Annotated in this window: 16 protein-coding genes; 8 read left to right on the forward strand and 8 right to left on the reverse strand. The window is 68.6% G+C overall.

Annotation, left to right across the window (positions count from 1 at the left end; genetic code table 11):
• Window positions 1-117: 117 nt before the first annotated feature.
• Window positions 118-495: a VOC family protein gene (locus tag ON19_RS28270; RefSeq protein ID WP_043699236.1), complete on the forward strand. Its 378-nt coding sequence runs from the start codon at window positions 118-120 to the stop codon at window positions 493-495.
• Between the two features lie 473 nt (window positions 496-968).
• Here the strand turns inward: ON19_RS28270 and ON19_RS28275 are convergent, their stop codons facing one another.
• Window positions 969-1820: an SDR family oxidoreductase gene (locus ON19_RS28275; RefSeq protein WP_043699238.1), complete on the reverse strand. Its 852-nt coding sequence runs from the start codon at window positions 1818-1820 to the stop codon at window positions 969-971.
• 100 nt (window positions 1821-1920) lie between these two features.
• Between ON19_RS28275 and ON19_RS28280 the strand changes: the two genes are divergently transcribed.
• Entirely contained in the window at window positions 1921-2319 is a 399-nt protein-coding gene (locus ON19_RS28280; protein ID WP_043699239.1) for a winged helix-turn-helix transcriptional regulator, read from the forward strand.
• A gap of 44 nt (window positions 2320-2363) precedes the next feature.
• Window positions 2364-2789, forward strand: a complete 426-nt coding sequence (locus ON19_RS28285; RefSeq protein ID WP_043699241.1) for a PPOX class F420-dependent oxidoreductase — start codon at window positions 2364-2366, stop codon at window positions 2787-2789.
• A gap of 219 nt (window positions 2790-3008) precedes the next feature.
• Here the strand turns inward: ON19_RS28285 and ON19_RS28290 are convergent, their stop codons facing one another.
• Together ON19_RS28290 and lpdA are read right to left on the reverse strand one after the other, a co-directional pair.
• Window positions 3009-3716, reverse strand: a complete 708-nt coding sequence (locus ON19_RS28290; RefSeq protein ID WP_043699244.1) for a polysaccharide deacetylase family protein — start codon at window positions 3714-3716, stop codon at window positions 3009-3011.
• 126 nt (window positions 3717-3842) lie between these two features.
• On the reverse strand, window positions 3843-5246 hold the full coding sequence (lpdA, locus tag ON19_RS28295) for a dihydrolipoyl dehydrogenase (protein ID WP_043699247.1): 1404 nt from the start codon (window positions 5244-5246) through the stop codon (window positions 3843-3845).
• 131 nt (window positions 5247-5377) lie between these two features.
• On the opposite strand from lpdA, the gene ON19_RS28300 reads away from it, so the two are divergent.
• Window positions 5378-6445 carry an AraC family transcriptional regulator gene (locus tag ON19_RS28300; RefSeq protein ID WP_043699249.1) on the forward strand — a complete coding sequence of 356 codons (1068 nt, stop codon included), beginning with the start codon at window positions 5378-5380 and terminating at the stop codon, window positions 6443-6445.
• A gap of 221 nt (window positions 6446-6666) precedes the next feature.
• Window positions 6667-7692: an NADP-dependent oxidoreductase gene (locus ON19_RS28305; RefSeq protein WP_043699252.1), complete on the forward strand. Its 1026-nt coding sequence runs from the start codon at window positions 6667-6669 to the stop codon at window positions 7690-7692.
• A 76-nt stretch (window positions 7693-7768) separates the two neighbouring features.
• Here ON19_RS28305 and ON19_RS28310 read toward each other — a convergent pair whose 3' ends face one another.
• Window positions 7769-8743, reverse strand: a complete 975-nt coding sequence (locus tag ON19_RS28310; RefSeq protein ID WP_043699254.1) for a dipeptidase — start codon at window positions 8741-8743, stop codon at window positions 7769-7771.
• 221 nt (window positions 8744-8964) lie between these two features.
• On the opposite strand from ON19_RS28310, the gene ON19_RS28315 reads away from it, so the two are divergent.
• Both ON19_RS28315 and ON19_RS28320 read left to right on the forward strand, forming a co-directional pair.
• The gene (locus ON19_RS28315) at window positions 8965-9507 is read left to right on the forward strand and encodes an AMIN-like domain-containing (lipo)protein (protein WP_174377740.1); all 543 of its coding nucleotides are present in this window, start codon (window positions 8965-8967) and stop codon (window positions 9505-9507) included.
• 33 nt (window positions 9508-9540) lie between these two features.
• Window positions 9541-11598, forward strand: coding sequence for a prolyl oligopeptidase family serine peptidase (locus tag ON19_RS28320; RefSeq protein ID WP_083899681.1), 2058 nt, complete (start codon window positions 9541-9543; stop codon window positions 11596-11598).
• A 30-nt stretch (window positions 11599-11628) separates the two neighbouring features.
• Here ON19_RS28320 and ON19_RS28325 read toward each other — a convergent pair whose 3' ends face one another.
• The 3 genes from ON19_RS28325 to ON19_RS28335 form a co-directional block, all read right to left on the reverse strand.
• Window positions 11629-12486, reverse strand: coding sequence for an alpha/beta hydrolase family protein (locus tag ON19_RS28325; protein ID WP_043699257.1), 858 nt, complete (start codon window positions 12484-12486; stop codon window positions 11629-11631).
• Window positions 12487-12534: 48 nt separating this feature from the next.
• On the reverse strand, window positions 12535-13167 hold the full coding sequence (locus ON19_RS28330; protein ID WP_043699260.1) for a TetR/AcrR family transcriptional regulator: 633 nt from the start codon (window positions 13165-13167) through the stop codon (window positions 12535-12537).
• A gap of 324 nt (window positions 13168-13491) precedes the next feature.
• Window positions 13492-14298 (reverse strand): HAD-IIA family hydrolase, encoded by an 807-nt coding sequence (locus tag ON19_RS28335; RefSeq protein WP_043699263.1) that lies wholly within the window; start codon window positions 14296-14298, stop codon window positions 13492-13494.
• A gap of 54 nt (window positions 14299-14352) precedes the next feature.
• Here ON19_RS28335 and ON19_RS28340 point away from each other — a divergent pair, with 54 nt between their 5' ends.
• On the forward strand, window positions 14353-15039 hold the full coding sequence (locus tag ON19_RS28340; protein ID WP_043699268.1) for a ZIP family metal transporter: 687 nt from the start codon (window positions 14353-14355) through the stop codon (window positions 15037-15039).
• A 144-nt stretch (window positions 15040-15183) separates the two neighbouring features.
• Here the strand turns inward: ON19_RS28340 and ON19_RS28345 are convergent, their stop codons facing one another.
• Entirely contained in the window at window positions 15184-15651 is a 468-nt protein-coding gene (locus tag ON19_RS28345) for a MarR family winged helix-turn-helix transcriptional regulator (RefSeq protein WP_227954497.1), read from the reverse strand.
• Between the last annotated feature and the right edge of the window lie 25 nt (window positions 15652-15676).

Raw genomic sequence — 15676 nt, forward strand, 5'->3', positions numbered from 1 at the left:
CTCACGCCCTCGAAGCACCGATGGTATCGATGTGACCCAGCTCATAGTGCAGTCCGTCAACAAACTCTCTACAACATACAGTGTACTGAGTACAGAGTTTACCCGCCGAGGAGGACCATGAACATCACCGCTTCCGCCATCTCGCTCAATGTCCCCGACCCCGTCGCCTCGGCGAAGTTCCTCATCGACCACTTGGGCTTCGAGGAGAAGATGTCCGCCGACGGGTTCGTCTCGCTGGACCGCAGCGATGCCGGACTGAACGTCATCTATCTGCGCACCGGATTGGCGAGCTTCAAACCGAAGAGCGCGGCGGGCAGCGCGGGCGAGGGCCTGCTCGTCGTCTTCGTCGTCGACGACATCGATGCCGAATACGCCCGGCTGCAAGGCGAGGGAGTGCCGATCGTGACGCCCATCGAAACCGAGGAATGGGGCGAGCGGTATTTCCAGATGACCGATCCCAACGGGATCATCATCCAACTGGTGCAGTGGGTGTGAGCTGTGTTCGATTTGCAGCGCCTGCGGCGCTGCGTGTTCGCGGCCCCTCCATGGCTCGGGTCCGAGCGACCACCGCTTGCGACTTCGTCGCGGACGCGGCGGCCACTCGGCCCCGAGCCGGGCCGCGAACGGCGCATGCTCGGTCTCGCTTCGCTCGAAACCTGGGGTTGAGGTGCGCTGGGCGGCATGGAGCGGAGGCCGCCGCATCCGGGCTTCAGCTCGCGGCACCGGCTGTGCCGATCGGCTTCGGTAGCAGGTCCCATCACGGAGGCGGCCGCCGGAAAGTGCCCGGAGAGCATCGGACAGGGCCGTGCGGATGGCTTACCGCGACCACCAGCGCGATCTGCCACACGTCCCGTGCCCGCGCGGGAGGACGGGTCGCCGACCACCAAGGGGCGCAGCCGCGGCGGAAGATGCCGACGGGCACCACGGCGGCCCTGGGCGGCAAGAGCGGCAGCGCGTGAGCGGAAGACTCAGCCGAGCGCTGCGCGGAAGACCTCGACGGCCGCGGTAGCCGGTCGGCCGAGCAGTTTCTCCAGATCCCCGGAGCGCACGTCGAGAATGCCCGTGGCAATGCCGGCGTCGGCGTCGGCGAGCGCCTTCGCGTAGGGCTCCGGCAGCCCGGCCTGGATCAGCGCGGCGGCGTAGTCCGCTTCGGGCAGATTCTCGTAGCGCACCGGCTTGCCCGCGGCTTCCGAAATCGCCTGTGCCAGGTCGGCATAGGTGAGGCTCGCACCGCCCCCGAGTTCGTATACCCGGCCCGCGTGACCATCGGTGGTGAGCACTCGCGCGGCCGCCTCGGCATAGTCCGCGCGCGCGGCTCCCGCCACACGCCCCTCGCCCGCCGCTCCGTGCAGCACGCCCGACTCCACCGCGTGGGCGAGGCCGCCCGCGTAGTTCTCCCAGTACCAGCCGTTGCGCAGCAGGACGTGCGGCACCGCCGATTCGGCGAGCACCGCCTCGGTGGCCCGGTGCTCCTGCGCGAGGATCAGCGGGTTGTCGGTCGCGCTCGGAATGCTGGTGTAGGCGAGCAACTCGATGCCCGCGCGCTCGGCCGCGCGAATGACATTGGCGTGCTGGGCTACTCGCGCGCCGAACTCGTTGCCCGAGATCAACAGGAGCCGGTCGACGCCGTCGAGCGCGCGCTCCAGCGCGGCCGGGTCGCCGTAGTCGGCCTGGCGGACGTCCACGCCACGGTCGGCCAGGTCCGCCGCCTTGAGCGGATCACGCACGATCGCGACGACCGGCGTCGACCCCGCGCGCACCAGTTCCTCCACCACTAGTCGGCCCAGCTGCCCGCTGGCCCCGGTCACGGCGACGGTCATGACTACCTCCCAAAACTCTGTACGAATCCGCATGCACTAACTATTCGTAAGTACTATGCATTCCGTAGCCACTGCGGTCAAGTTGGGTACCATGGCTGTCATGACCACCCAGCACGATGTCTCGGCCGAGGCCGACGACCCGACGCTGGAAGCCGATGTCTTCGCCCGCAACTGCACCTCGCGGCCGGTCCTGCAGAATGTCGCCGGTCGCTGGGGCACCCTGGCTCTGGTCGCGTTGCGCGAAGGCCCGTACCGGTTCAGCGCCCTGCGCAGGCGGGTCGACGGCGTGAGCGAGCGCATGTTGTCGCAGACCCTGCAGGCATTGGAACGCGATGGCATGGTGCATCGGGAAGTGCTGGAGACGATTCCGCCGCGGGTCGAATACACCCTCACCGAACTCGGGGCGGAGGTGGCCGAACACCTGGAGGCGCTGATCCGTCTGCTGGAGATCAACATGCCCCGTGTGCGCGAGGCGCAGGCGGCCTACCACCGCGACTGATCCGCGACCGGGAAGAGACCGGCGTCACCACGGGTTACACGGGCATGGAACTCGCCGCCGCAGTCGATTTCGCCCGCGACCACCGCAGGTCCGTGCTCACCACGATCCGCCGCAACGGACGCCCGCAACTGTCCAACGTGCTGCACGTCGTCGGCGCCGACGGCCGCATCCGCATCTCCGTCACCGCCGACCGTGCGAAGTATCACAACCTGGTCCGGGACCCGTGGGCGGCACTGCACGTCACCCGCGAGGACTTCTTCGCCTACGCCGTGCTCGAAGGCACGGTAGAACTCACCCCGGTGGCCGCCGCGCCCGACGACCCGACGGTCGACGGGCTCGTCGACTACTACCGCGCCGCCAACGGCGAGCATCCCGACTGGGACGAATACCGCAACGCGATGGTCACCGACCGCCGCGCCCTGGTGCTGTTCACGCCGACCCACGCCTACGGCATGCTCCCGACCGGTTAGCTGAACAATCCCTGCGGCATGAACTCGACCGGGCGTGGCCGACGTCGTATCGCAGCAGGCCGCTGCGCGAGTCCGGGCTCGACGCGGCAGGCGGATCGGAAGGCGAACTCGCGGAGCACTCCGGCGCGACAGCGGGTGCGCATCCACCGCCGGCGTCGTGGCGGCTGACCCGACTCGCCCGTCATGGCGGCCGCTGGGTCGCACACCGGAGCGGCCTGATCAGCGCGACATCAAATCGGAGACGGTGACGAATTCGTATCCCGCCGCCCGCAATTCGGCGACGATGCGGGGGATGGCGGCGATCGAGGGGTCGGCGTGCCCGTGCATGACGTGCAACAGGACGATCGAACCGGGGCGGACTTTGCCGAGGGTCTCGGCCACGATGTCGTCCGCGGTGGCATCCGCCCGGCCCGAATCGGGCTCGACGTCCCACGTCACGGTGACCCGGTCGTGCTCGGCGAGGTAGTGCGGCAGCACCCACAGCTTCTTGCCGTAGGGCGGACGGAAGGTGATCGGGCCCGCGTAACCGGTTTTCCTGATCTCGGCGTCGGTGCCCTCCACTTCGTCACGGACCGTGCCGGGCGTGACGAAGACCATCCGTCGATGCGTATAGGTGTGGTTGCCGATCTCGTGGCCCGCCGCGGCGATCGCCCTGCCGTGCTCCGGGTGCGCGGCGAGATCACGGCCGTTCAGGTAGAAGGTGGCCGGAACCTGTGCGTCGGCAAGGACTTTCAGCACTTCCGGCGCCCGATCGGACGGCCCGTCGTCCAGCGTCAGCGCGACCACCCTCGCGTCGGTGTGCACCCGGCTGACCACGTGCCCGGCCAACTGGAAGGTACGCGCTTTCATCAGGTAGAAGGTGCCCGTCCCCAGGAGCACCACCACGACGAGCACCGGCACACTTCCGATCAGCCACCTGCGAAACATGCACGCTGTATAGCAGATCGTCCGCGCCCGCGCCGACCGCCGGCCGCCCTACCGGCGCGGAAACCATTGCCCGACAGACGAAAAGGGCGCGCGATCGATGATCGCACGCCCTTCTCCGCGACCGGATCAGAAGTTGATCATGTGGCCGGCCAAGCCGTGGAAGGCTTCCTGGAGGGCCTCGCTGAGCGTCGGGTGGGTGTGCACGTTGCGGGTCAGCTCGTTGACCGTCAGGTCCCACTTCTGCGCGAGGGTGAGCTCGGGCAGCAGCTCGGAGACGTCCGGGCCGATGAGGTGCCCGCCGATCAGCTCGCCGTACTTGGCGTCGGCGACGAGCTTGACGAAACCGGTCGGGTCGCCGAGGCCGTGCGCCTTGCCGTTGGCGGTGAACGGGAAGGTCGCGACCTTCACGTCGTAGCCCTCGTCGCGCGCCTGCTGCTCGGTCAGGCCGAAGCTGGCGACCTGCGGCTGGCAGAAGGTGGCGCGCGGCATCATCCGGTAGTCACCGAGGGTGACGGTCTCCGCACCCGCGATGGTCTCGGCCGCGACCACGCCCTGCGCCTCCGCGACATGCGCGAGCTGCAGCTTGCCGGTGACGTCGCCGATCGCGTAGATGTGCGGCACGTTGGTGCGCATGTAGTCGTCGATCCCGATCGCGCCGCGATCGGTGACCTGCACGCCGGTGGTCTCCAGGCCGTAGCCGTCGACGCGCGGCGCGAAGCCGACGGCCTGCAGCACCTTGTCGACGGTGACCGTCTCGACCGAGCCGGACTTGTTGTCCTTGATCGAGACGGTGACCTTGGCGCCGTCGTCCTCGATCGACTGCACGGCCGCACCGGTGGTGATGGTGATGCCGAGCTTCTTGTACTGCTTGGTGATCTCCTTGGAGACGTCCGCGTCCTCGTTCGGCAGCGCACGGTCGAGGAACTCGACGATGCGCACGTCGACGCCGTAGTTCTTCAGGACGTAGCCGAACTCCATGCCGATCGCGCCCGCCCCGACGATCAGGATCGAGCCGGGCAGGTCACGGGTGAGGATCTGCTCCTCGTAGGTGACCACGTTGGCGCTGAGCTGGGTGCCGGGCAGCAGCTTGGTGACGGTGCCCGCCGCGATGATCGCGTTGTCGAACGTGACCGTCTCGGTGCCGCCCTTGCTGAGCTCGACCGACAGCGAGTTCGGGCCGGTGAAGGTGCCCTTGCCGTCGAACTCGTCGATCTTGTTCTTCTTCATCAGGAAGTGGACGCCCTTGACCCGGCCGTCGGCGACCTTGCGGCTGCGGTCGAAGGCGATTCCGAAGTCGAAGTTCACCTCACCGGAGATGCCGAAGGTCTTCGCCTCCTTGGTGAAGATGTGGGCGAGCTCGGCGTTGCGCAGCAGCGCCTTGGACGGGATGCAGCCGACGTTCAGGCACACACCGCCCCAGTATTTCTGCTCGACGATCGCTGTTCGCAGGCCGAGTTGAGCGGCGCGGATCGCGGCGACGTATCCGCCGGGACCAGCACCGAGAACGACGACATCGTAGTGGGAAGTCACGAACCGAGCCTAACTCTGTAGCGGGAAGTTCACCCACCCATCCCCCACCACAGTGAGGCGTGGGCCACACCCGACCGGCTGACTCCCGCGAGCGGGAAGAACGGGGTGCACCTGTGCGGTTAGCATGCCCCGTGAACAGCCGTGTCGATCCGGTCTCGGAGCCGTCGCCCGGCGGCAGCGCATCGCCGCCGAACCCGCTGGACGGTACCGCTTCCACCCACCTGACCCGGTTGGTCCGCGACACCGCCCGAGCCGCCGGAGTCCCCGCCGACCGGCTGGCCGCCGTCCCCGGTACCGACGACGCGGCGCTCGCGAGCGAACTGAACCGGATACCGCTGCACTCTCTGGCGCGGCTGTGGGACTTGCTCGCCCGGACGAGAACCGGGCCGGGCGCCGGCTTGTCCGTCGCCGCCGCCGCACCGCTCGGCACCCTCACCACCTGGGACTACCTGCTCGCCAATGGTCCGACGCTGGCGGATTCGCTGCGCACGGCACAGCCGTATCACCGCCTGGTCACCGCGGCCGAGGAGGGCTTCGACCTGACGCACGACCGCGCCCTGACCGTCGGCTTCCGCACCACCGCGCCGGACCCGGAGGCGGTCGCGGTGATCAACGAATACGTGCTCGCCTACTACCTGCGCAGGGCCCGCGAAGCCACCGGACGCCCCGTCATCCCGGAACGGGTCGCCTTCAGTCGCCCCGCGCCGCCCGACCACCGCGTCCTCGCCGAGGCCTTCGGCACCGACCGCATCGACTTCGGCGCCCCGGTCGACGCGATCACCTTCACCGAGGCCGACGCCACCGCACCGCTGGTCCGCGCCGATCCCCTGCTGGCGGATCTGCTGCGCAGCCACGCCGACCTGGTACTGGCCACCGCACGACCGATCCCGGGACCACTGGAGTCCTTCCGGCTCGCGCTCGCGTCGGCGATCGCCGACAGCGACGCCTCGCTCGGGGCCGTTGCCCGCCGACTGGCGGTGAGCACCCGCACTTTGCAACGCCAACTGGCCGAGCAGAACACCACGTGGCGCGAGGAATACGATCGCGCCCGCTACGAGCAGGCGCGCAGCTTGCTCGCCGAGGGACGATTGACCACCGCCGCGATCGCGGGGCGGCTCGGGTTCACCGACGACCGCGCGTTGCGCAAGGCCTATCGACGGTGGAGCGGCTCGCCGCCCTCTCAGGCCAGAGGGCGATAGCGTCCGCATCGAAACCGGCAACCGCGACCAGTGCGGTGGAGCAGGCGGTCCGCCCCACGACAGACCTTGCACGTCGCCAGCGGTTCGGCGCGAAAGGACCGGTTGGTGGCGGCGCAGGACCTGGGGGCGGAAGCGGAACGCTCATAGCGTCATCGGTACCGGATCGCACCCGTGCGAGTCCCGAAGAAAGTCGCTCCGCGGAGCTTCGGAAAGGCACCGTCATGACCGAGACCACCTCGACCCTCCCGATCACCTCACGTGAGTTCCAACTCGCCGCGCGGCCGGTCGGCGCACCGACCGCCGCGAACTTCGCCCTGGTCGAACGGCCGATACCCGAGCTCGCCGAAGGACAGATCCTGGTGCGCAACACCTGGATGTCGGTGGACCCGTACATGCGCGGACGGATGGACGACCGCCCGTCCTACATCCCCCCGTTCCAGGTGGGCGCGGCTCTGGAGGGTTCGGCGCTGGGCGAGGTGATCGCGTCGGCCGCTGCGGCCCTTCCGGTGGGTACCACCGTCACCCATTTCGCGGGCTGGCGCGACTACTCGGTGGTCGACGCCGCCACCGCCGCACCCGTGGACACCTCGCTCGCGGCACCGCAGCACTACCTCGGCGCGCTCGGCACCACCGGCCTGACCGCGTACGCGGCGCTGACCGATGTGGCGCCGGTCGAACCCGGCGACACCGTGTTCATCTCCGCGGCGGCGGGCGCCGTCGGCAGCGTCGCGGGGCAGATCGCCAAGGCGCTCGGTGCGGCACGGGTCATCGGGTCGGCGGGCGGCGCGGCCAAGACGGCGATGCTGCTCGACGAGTTCGGCTTCGACGCCGCCATCGACTATCGCGAAGGCGATCTCGCGGGCCAGTTGACGGCGGCCGCTCCCGACGGCATCGATGTGTATCTCGACAGCGTCGGAGGCGAACACCTGCGCGTCGCGGTGGAGGCCATGCGTCCCAAGGGCCGCATCGCGCTGGTCGGTGCCATCAGCGGCTACAACGGCGCCGCCGCGGACCCCGGCCCGGACCTGTACCTCGCCGCGACCAAGGAACTCTCCCTGCGCGGCATGCTGGTCAGCAGCTATTTCCCGATCTTCGGCGAGTACATCGCCAAAGCCGCCGGATGGCTGGCCGACGGCACCCTACACACCAAGGAAACCGTCTACGACGGTCTCGACCGAGCCCCCGCCGCCCTCCTCGGCGTCCTCTCCGGCGCGAACATCGGCAAAATGCTCGTCCGCCTGCCATGAGCGCAAGTGGCACATGGCTGCGGCAGAACGCGAGTAGCCCTCTCGGTGATGTGCCACTCACGGAAGGCCCGTGGGGTCAGGTTCGCCAGACTTGTCGGGCGACGCGTTGGAAGTTTTTGCCGAATACTGCGGTTCGGTCGGCTGGGGTGAAACCGCGCCGGGCCAGCACTTCGTCGAGGCCGGGTTGGTCGGCGGCGCCGGTCAGGTCCTCGGGTGGGACCCATTGGAGTGGACCCCATCTGGTGTATGCCTCGGAGAAAGCGCCCGGATTGTTCCGCATTTCGGCGTTGAAGTCCTCGGCGTCGAACGAATAGTCCGACCCGATCCCGATGTGCTCGATCCCGACCAGCTCGGCGCCGTACTCGATGTGCCGCGCCATCGCCTCGATCCGCTCGGCGCGCTCGCCGACGGCATTGCGGCCCAGGAAGATTCCGACGCCGTTGATTCCGATCACGCCGCCGGTCGCCGCACAGGCCCGCGCCTGTTCGTCGGTGATGTTGCGCGGGTGCTCCCACAGTGCCGCGAAGTTGGAGTGGCTGTAGATCATCGGGACCACGCTCAGTTCGGCCAGCTCCAATCCGGTGCGCCGGGAACAATGGGAGCCGTCGGCGAACATCCCGACTTCGTTGAGGGTGTGCACGAGATCGCGCCCGTATCCGGTGAGCCCGGTGTCCTCGGTGTCCAGGCACCCACAGCCCGCGGCGTTGGCGTGGTTGTAGGCGGGCAGCAGCGATCGCACGCCGAGGTCGTAGAACCGCGCGACGTTGTCCAGGTCGCCACCGAGCGGGCCGGAGTCCTCCAGATCGAACGCGAGCGCGATGGTGTCGGACGCTCCGATGTCCTCGACGCCGCGGACGAGACGAAACCGGCCGTCCACCGACGCGGCGCGGCGAAAACGATCCAGCAGCGCCAGGGAATCCGCGGTCGACTGACGCGAATATCCGACGTTCACCGACAGGTACGATCCGGCCGGATAGCGCGCGAGGTCGCCGATGCGCGCGGCGGGCGACAGCGGTAGACAGCAGTGCTGTTCCCAGAGAAACGGCGGCAACCTGGGACCTCCTGGTCGATCGGCATCGGAGCAGCGATCCTACTGTCCAGGCCGCGCGGGCGTCGGCGCACAGCAAACTCCGAGCCGCCGAGGTCTCGCCTCATACCCGAGTTGTCCGGCTCGCCAATGCTTTTCGGTGTTCCGACCTGCGTAACAGCGCATCCCCGGGGTGCGATGCATGTTATACATCAATCCCCTGTGCCCCCGAAGGCGGTGCGACCATGCGTCGCTTGCTTCTGCTGTTGTCTTCCCTCGTGACATTCGCCGGTCTCTGGATCGCGCCCGCCCCCGCGTCCGCCGCTCCGGAATGCGCCTCCGGTTGGGGTTCGATCCCCAAGGTGAGCCAAGCCCGAACGCTCGCGCCGCTGACCGGCGTGCGCGCCGGGCGGCACGACTGCTTCGACCGGCTGGTCTTCGACGTCGCCGGGCCCGTGCCGGGTTACCACGTCGGCTACGTCGAGCGGGTGGTCATGGACGGCTCCGGCGCACCCGTTGCGCTGCGCGGCGAGGCGTTCCTGAGCATCGCCATCAACGCGCCCGCCTACGACGACGCGTTCACCCCGACCTATGACCCCGCGAACCGGGCCGAACTCGCCGACGTGCGGGACTACCGGACCTTCCGTCAAGTGGCCTGGGCCGGTTCCTTCGAAGGCCAGACCACGGTCGGTTTGGGCACGCGCGCCCGGTTGCCGGTCAAGGTGCACACCCTCGATGGACCGGGCGCCGGATCGCGCGTCGTTGTCGACGTAGCACACTCCTGGTGAACCCGCCGTGCGCGGCTGGGCCACAATGTGGGGATGAGCGGCGTTGAGCAGAATGTGACCGACCCCTACCTCTGGCTCGAAGAAGTGTCCGACGAGCGTGCCCTGGACTGGGCGCGCGCGCACAATTCCGTCGTGCGCGCCCGCTTCGCCGACTCCGATCGCTTCCGTGAGCTGGAGCGGCGCATCCTCGACATGCTCGACACCGACACGAAGATCGCTTACCCGGCTCGCCGCGGCCCCTGGCTCTACAACTTCTGGCGGGACGCCGGGCACCCGCGCGGCCTCTGGCGGCGCACCACGTTCGCCGAGTACGCCGAGGACGCGCCGAACTGGGACGTCCTGATCGACCTGGACGCGGTGGCCGCCGCCGAGGACGAGAACTGGGTGTGGGGCGGGGCCGCGGTGCTGCGTCCGGAACAGTCCCGGGCGCTGATCAGCCTGTCGCGCGGCGGTGCGGACGCGAAGGTGGTCCGCGAGTTCGACCTCGAACGCAGGGTGTTCCTCGACCCGGCCGACGGCGGCTATTTCCTGCCCGAGGCGAAGTCCGAGATCCGCTGGATCGACATCGACTCGGTGTACGTGGGCACCGACTTCGGTCCCGGCTCACTGACCGATTCGGGATATCCGCGAATCGCGAAACTGTGGCGCCGCGCCACCCCCTTGGACGAGGCGGAAACCGTCTTCGAGGGCGAGCCCGGCGACGTCGCGGTCTCGGCGGGCTACGACCGCACCCCGGGTTACGAACGACACTACGTCGGCCGGGCCACCGACTTCTTCAACGAAGAGGTCTATCTGCTGGCCGACGACGGCACCCTGCGCCATCTCGACCTCCCCAGCGACGCCAGCGAATCCTGGTACAAGGACTGGCTGCTGGTGCGGCTGAAGTCGCCGTGGGAGGTCGGCGGCGCGAGCTACCCCGCGGGCGCGCTGCTGGCCGCCGACTTCGAGAAATTCCTGGCCGGCGCACGGGATTTCGAAGTGATCTTCACCCCGGACGCGCACACCTCGCTGCACGGTTACGGCTGGACCGAGAACCACCTGCTGCTGGTCACCCTGGAGGACGTGCAGACCAAGCTCTACGTGCTGACCCCCGGCGCGGACGGCTGGCGTCGCGAGCCGCTGGCCGACACCCCGCCGATGGCGACCACCAGCGTGCTGAATCTCGACCCGCTGGAGGGCGGCGACGAGTTCATGCTGAACACCAGCGGTTTCACCACTCCGTCCACGTTGCTGGCCAGCGCGGTCGGCCGGCGCACCGAGCGGCTCAAGCAGGAGCCCGGGTTCTTCGACGCCGACGGGGTCGAGACCGAGCAGTTCTTCGCCCGATCCGACGACGGCACGCCGGTGCCGTACTTCGTGATCCGCCACCGCGACCGCACGGACGGTCCGGGGCCGACGGTGATGTCCGGCTACGGCGGCTTCGAAGTGTCGCGCACCCCGGGCTACAGCGGCGCCTCGGGCATGGGCTGGCTGGAGCGCGGCGGAACCTGGGTGATGACGAACATCCGCGGCGGCGGCGAGTACGGGCCGCAATGGCACACCTCGGTGCAGAAAGCCAACCGGCACAAGGTGTACGAGGACTTCTCCTCGATCGCCGCGGATCTCGTCGCGCGCGGAATCACCACCGCCGACCAGCTCGGCGCGGTCGGGGGCAGCAACGGTGGACTGCTCATGGGCGTGATGCTGACCCGCTACCCCGAATTGTTCGGTGCGATCGTCTGTCAGGTGCCGCTGCTGGACATGAAGCGCTACCACCTGCTGCTGGCGGGCGCGTCGTGGATGGCCGAGTACGGCGACCCCGACGCGCCGGAGGATTGGGAGTACATCGGCAAGTACTCGCCCTACCAGAACGCTCGTACCGACCGCGCCTACCCGCCGATCCTGCTCACCACCTCCACCAGGGACGACCGGGTGCATCCCGGCCATGCCCGCAAGATGGCGGCGCTGCTGGAGGAGCAGGGCCACGAGTTCTGGTACCACGAGAACATCGAAGGCGGCCACGGCGGCGCGGCGGACAACAAGCAGTCGGCCTTCCAAGCGGCACTGATCTACGAGTTCTTCACCCAGATGCTGATCGAGCGACGCGCCTGAGCACAGCACCCAGCCGGACGTAGTCCGCCCTCAGCGGTCCCGCAACCACTTCTCGATCTGGTCGACCGTGCTGCCGCACTGCCGGATCCAGCCGTTGTGGCCCAGCGGTTCCGGTTGCCGCCAGCGCGTCACCTCGGCGTTGGGCAGCTTCTCCAGCAGGTGCTCGGCGGAGCTGGGCGGGGTGAGGTCGTCGCCGGTCATCGTGATGGACAGCACCGGGAGCCGCAGCCGCGCGATGCGCTCCTCGTAGTCGATGTCCGCGCCGACCGGCACGAACCGGCCGGTGCGCGCCAACCGGGCCCAATCCGAGATCAGCACCTTGGACTGGCGGCCGAAACCCATCGCGACCCGGTCGCCGGGCCAGAAGCCCGCCAGGTTGGCCGTCAGCGACATCGCGGCGGTGCCCACCAGCATGCCCGGACTCGAAAGTCCGCGGTAGCCACGGTAGTACGGGGTGCCGGACGCGATCAGGATCAGTCCGCCCAGCCTGCCCCGGATGCGCGCGGCGTACATGACGCCGAGCTGGCCGCCCATGCTGTGACCGAGCAGGTACGGCGTGCTGTCCGGGAACTGCTCGCGCACCACCTCGAAGATCGCCGGGAAATCCACCGAGACCAGCTCGTGGTAACCGAAGGTGCTGCTGGAGCTCGGCTTCGGCCTGCTGTCGCCGTTGCCGCGCATCTCGCCTAAGGCCACGTCGAACCCGCGCTTGGCCAGGGTCGATGCGAACAGTTCGTAGTAACCCGCCGGAACGCCGAGCCCGGGCACGATCACCAGGACCGGGCGCGGTGCGTCCGGGGTGACCGGATGCCGGTGCGCGCCCTCGGCCGGGACCAACCGCACCGGAACCGTGGTGCCGTCCGGCATCTGGATCGGAACTGTCTGCATTCCCGCACGTTACCGCGCTCCCGGCCCACGGTCCCGCAGGCCGGAACGCTATGCGCGGACAGCGCCGATGATCACCCTGCTCAGTACCCGGATCACGTCGTCGAGCGGCGGGCGCGGGTCCGCGCCGCTCCACGAGTCGACCACGTAGTTGACCGCGCCGATGATGGCGAGCATCCGCATCTCGTAGTCGCCGGTGGGTATCTCACCGTGCAGCGCGGCGTCTTCGGCGGCGCCGGCCAGCAGCGAACCCCACTCCCGGCGCACCGCCAGGCGGAACTTCTCCACCTTCGGGCCCGCGCCGACCACCTCGACCAAGGCGACGCGCGCCTTGCGCGGATCGGATCCGATGGATTCGACGTAGGCGCGCACGGCGGCGTCGATGACTTCCAGCGACTTGGCGCCGGACTTCGCGTCCAACGCCTTCTTCACGGCGTCGCGCGACTCCCGGTCGATCTGCTCGTAGAGCTCTAGGAGTAGGGACTCGCGACCGGTGAATTCTTCGTAGAACTGCCGCGAGGACAGTCCGGCGTCCTTACAGATGGCGCCGACCGAACTATTGGCGTAGCCGTCCCGCGCGAAGACCGTCAGGCCTGACTCCAGAAAACGCGCACGCCGCTGACGCTGCCGGTCCTCCACGGGTTGCCCGGCATACATTCGACCCGTATTCGCATCCTGTGACATCGGGGCAGACAATACAGAAGGGCCCGAACTCATCGTCACCGATCGGGCCCTTCGTTACAACCCTCGGCCGAACGCGAGTTAGCCGAAAGTTGGCTGAGTAGTTGCTAGCTCATTGATCGGTCGCCGAGCCGAAGCCCGGCGACCATAGTAGTTTGCGCACAAGCACGCTCATCAGCGAATGGAGCATCCGGCAACTCCGATCTGTCCGTAGAACATTCCTTGTCACTGGCTATTTGCCGGAACAGACGATACCTAGAAGCGTTGCGGTTGCGGGCAATTTTAGAGGGAATCTGTAGAATTTTTGTTTTCATTCCGAGTAGTCGGTTACGGCACGTTCGCCCGCTCTGTCGGTTCAGCCAGTAATTCCGGCAGACCGGCCACCGAATCGATGACGTGATCCGGCGCGCGATCGGCCGACGCGAGCACCGCGGGCCGGAATTTGCCGGTGCGCACCAGAACACCGGTCAAACCCGCGTCTTGCGCCGCAAGCACATCCGAGTACAGGTCGTCACCGATCATCAGGACCTCCGCCGGGTCCAACCGCATCAGCGCCGCGGCGGTCCGGAAACCGGGTGCCGCGGGCTTGCCCACCACCTCGATGCGCGCATTGCCCGCCGCCTCCAGTCCGGGCAGGTACACGCCCGCGTCGATGAGCAGCCCCTCCGCCGTCGCCCAGGTCAGCCCGCTGTGCATGGCGACGACGGGTACACCCTCCAGCATCAGTTCCACCACCCGGCTCAGCGCCGAATGGGTGAATTCCGGTCCGGCCCCGCCGATCACGACCACGTCCGGACGATCGGTGTCGAGTGTCAAACCGGTGAGGTCGGCCTCGATGTCGCCGTGATTGAGCACCCAGACGGCGGCGTCCGGGTAGCGACCGCGTACGAACTCGGCGGTGAGGCGTGCCGCAGTGACGATCTCGGCGGAGTCGACCTCGATGCCGGTGTCGCACAGGCGTTCCGCGATCTCGGCGCAGGTGCGCGAGGTGGTGTTGGTCAGGAACGCTCGGCGCAGACCGCGCTCGCCGATCCGGCGCACCGCGGTGGCGGCGCCCTCGATCTCCCGCCAGGAGGTCACCAGGACGCCGTCGATGTCGTAGAGCACACCTCGAATCCGACCGCGGTCAGGCATGGCTTCAGCGTACGACCGACCGGCGGGCCCGGCAGGCTGACCTAGGGTGATCCCATGCCGCAAGCGCTGCTCTACGGCCTCGGAACGGCCGTGCCGCTGATCCTCGGCGCCGCCATCGGGTTGCACCGGCGACTGCCGAAGGCGTTGCTCGCCTCGCTGATGGCCTTCGGCGCTGGCACGATGATCGCGGCGGTATCCAACGAGTTGTTCGAACCCGCCTTCCGCCAGAACGCGACCATCGCCGGGTTCGCGCTGTTCGCGGGCGCGGGCGTCTACGTGGTGGCCGACCATCTCATCGAGAACGAGCTCGGTCCCCGTGCGATCGGCTGGGCGCTGATGCTCGGCACTGTGCTGGACGGCGTTCCGGAGAACACGGCACTGGGCGTCTCCCTGGCCGGTGGCGGCGGACTGGTCCTGCTGGTGGCCGTAGCGGTGGGCAACGTTCCCGAGGCGATCAGCGGCGCCGCGTTGATGCGCGATCAGCACGGCGTGGCACAGCGGCGCACGCTGTGGCTGTGGACGGCGACCGGCGCGGTGCTCGTGCTGGTCACCGTGCTCGGAAACGCGTTGTCGGACAATCTCTCCGCGACCCACATCGGAGCGGTGCAAGCGTTCGCCGGCGGCGCGACGATCGCGGTGCTGGCCGACTCGCTGATGCCGGAGGCCTACCGTGAAGGCGGCTGGTGGGTCGGGATGGCCACGGCGGCGGGGTTCCTCGTGGCCTTCCTCCTGCCGGGCTGACACCGCTTCCGTCGACCGGGGGTCAGCGCCGGGCTCCGGTGGCGACGGCGTACAGCAGGCACGGAAGGCCTGGCCCCCAACAAGACTTGGGCCACTGCCTGATCTCCGCCCGCCGGGTGGCGCTTCGCCGAGACCTCGGCAGCGTCACTCGTCGCGCGGTCGAGCAGCCGGAGCGGGACGGATCGAGTCCAGCCGGTCGGCACACCGAGTGAGCAACTCCAGCAGGGTGTCTCGTTCGGCGGCGGTGAACTCCTCGGCCAAGGCGCGTTCGACGCGGATCGCGCGCTCGTCCGCGTCGCGCACGAGCGCCGCGCCCTTGTCGGTCAGCGTGGTCTCCAGGACGTTCTTGTGCCACGGATGCGGTGTGCGCTCGATGAGACCCCGGTCCAGCAGATTGCCCAGCACGGTGTTCATCGACGGCGGGGTGACGCCACAGAGCCGGGCCAGGGCCGCGGCCGAGATACCGGGGTTCTCGGCGAGGTAGAGCAGCGCGGCGTACTGCGGGACGGTGACGCCCGCCGGCTTCAACGCGGCGTTCTTGGCCGTGTTGAGGGACTGCTCGGCCCGTTTGAGATACGAGCCGATCCGTTCGGCGGCGGGCATCGACGTCATAAGCGCATGGTATCCGCACGTCTAC

The sequence above is a fragment of the Nocardia abscessus NBRC 100374 genome (genome assembly GCF_000308455.1).
Taxonomy (GTDB): Bacteria; Actinomycetota; Actinomycetes; order Mycobacteriales; family Mycobacteriaceae; genus Nocardia; species Nocardia abscessus.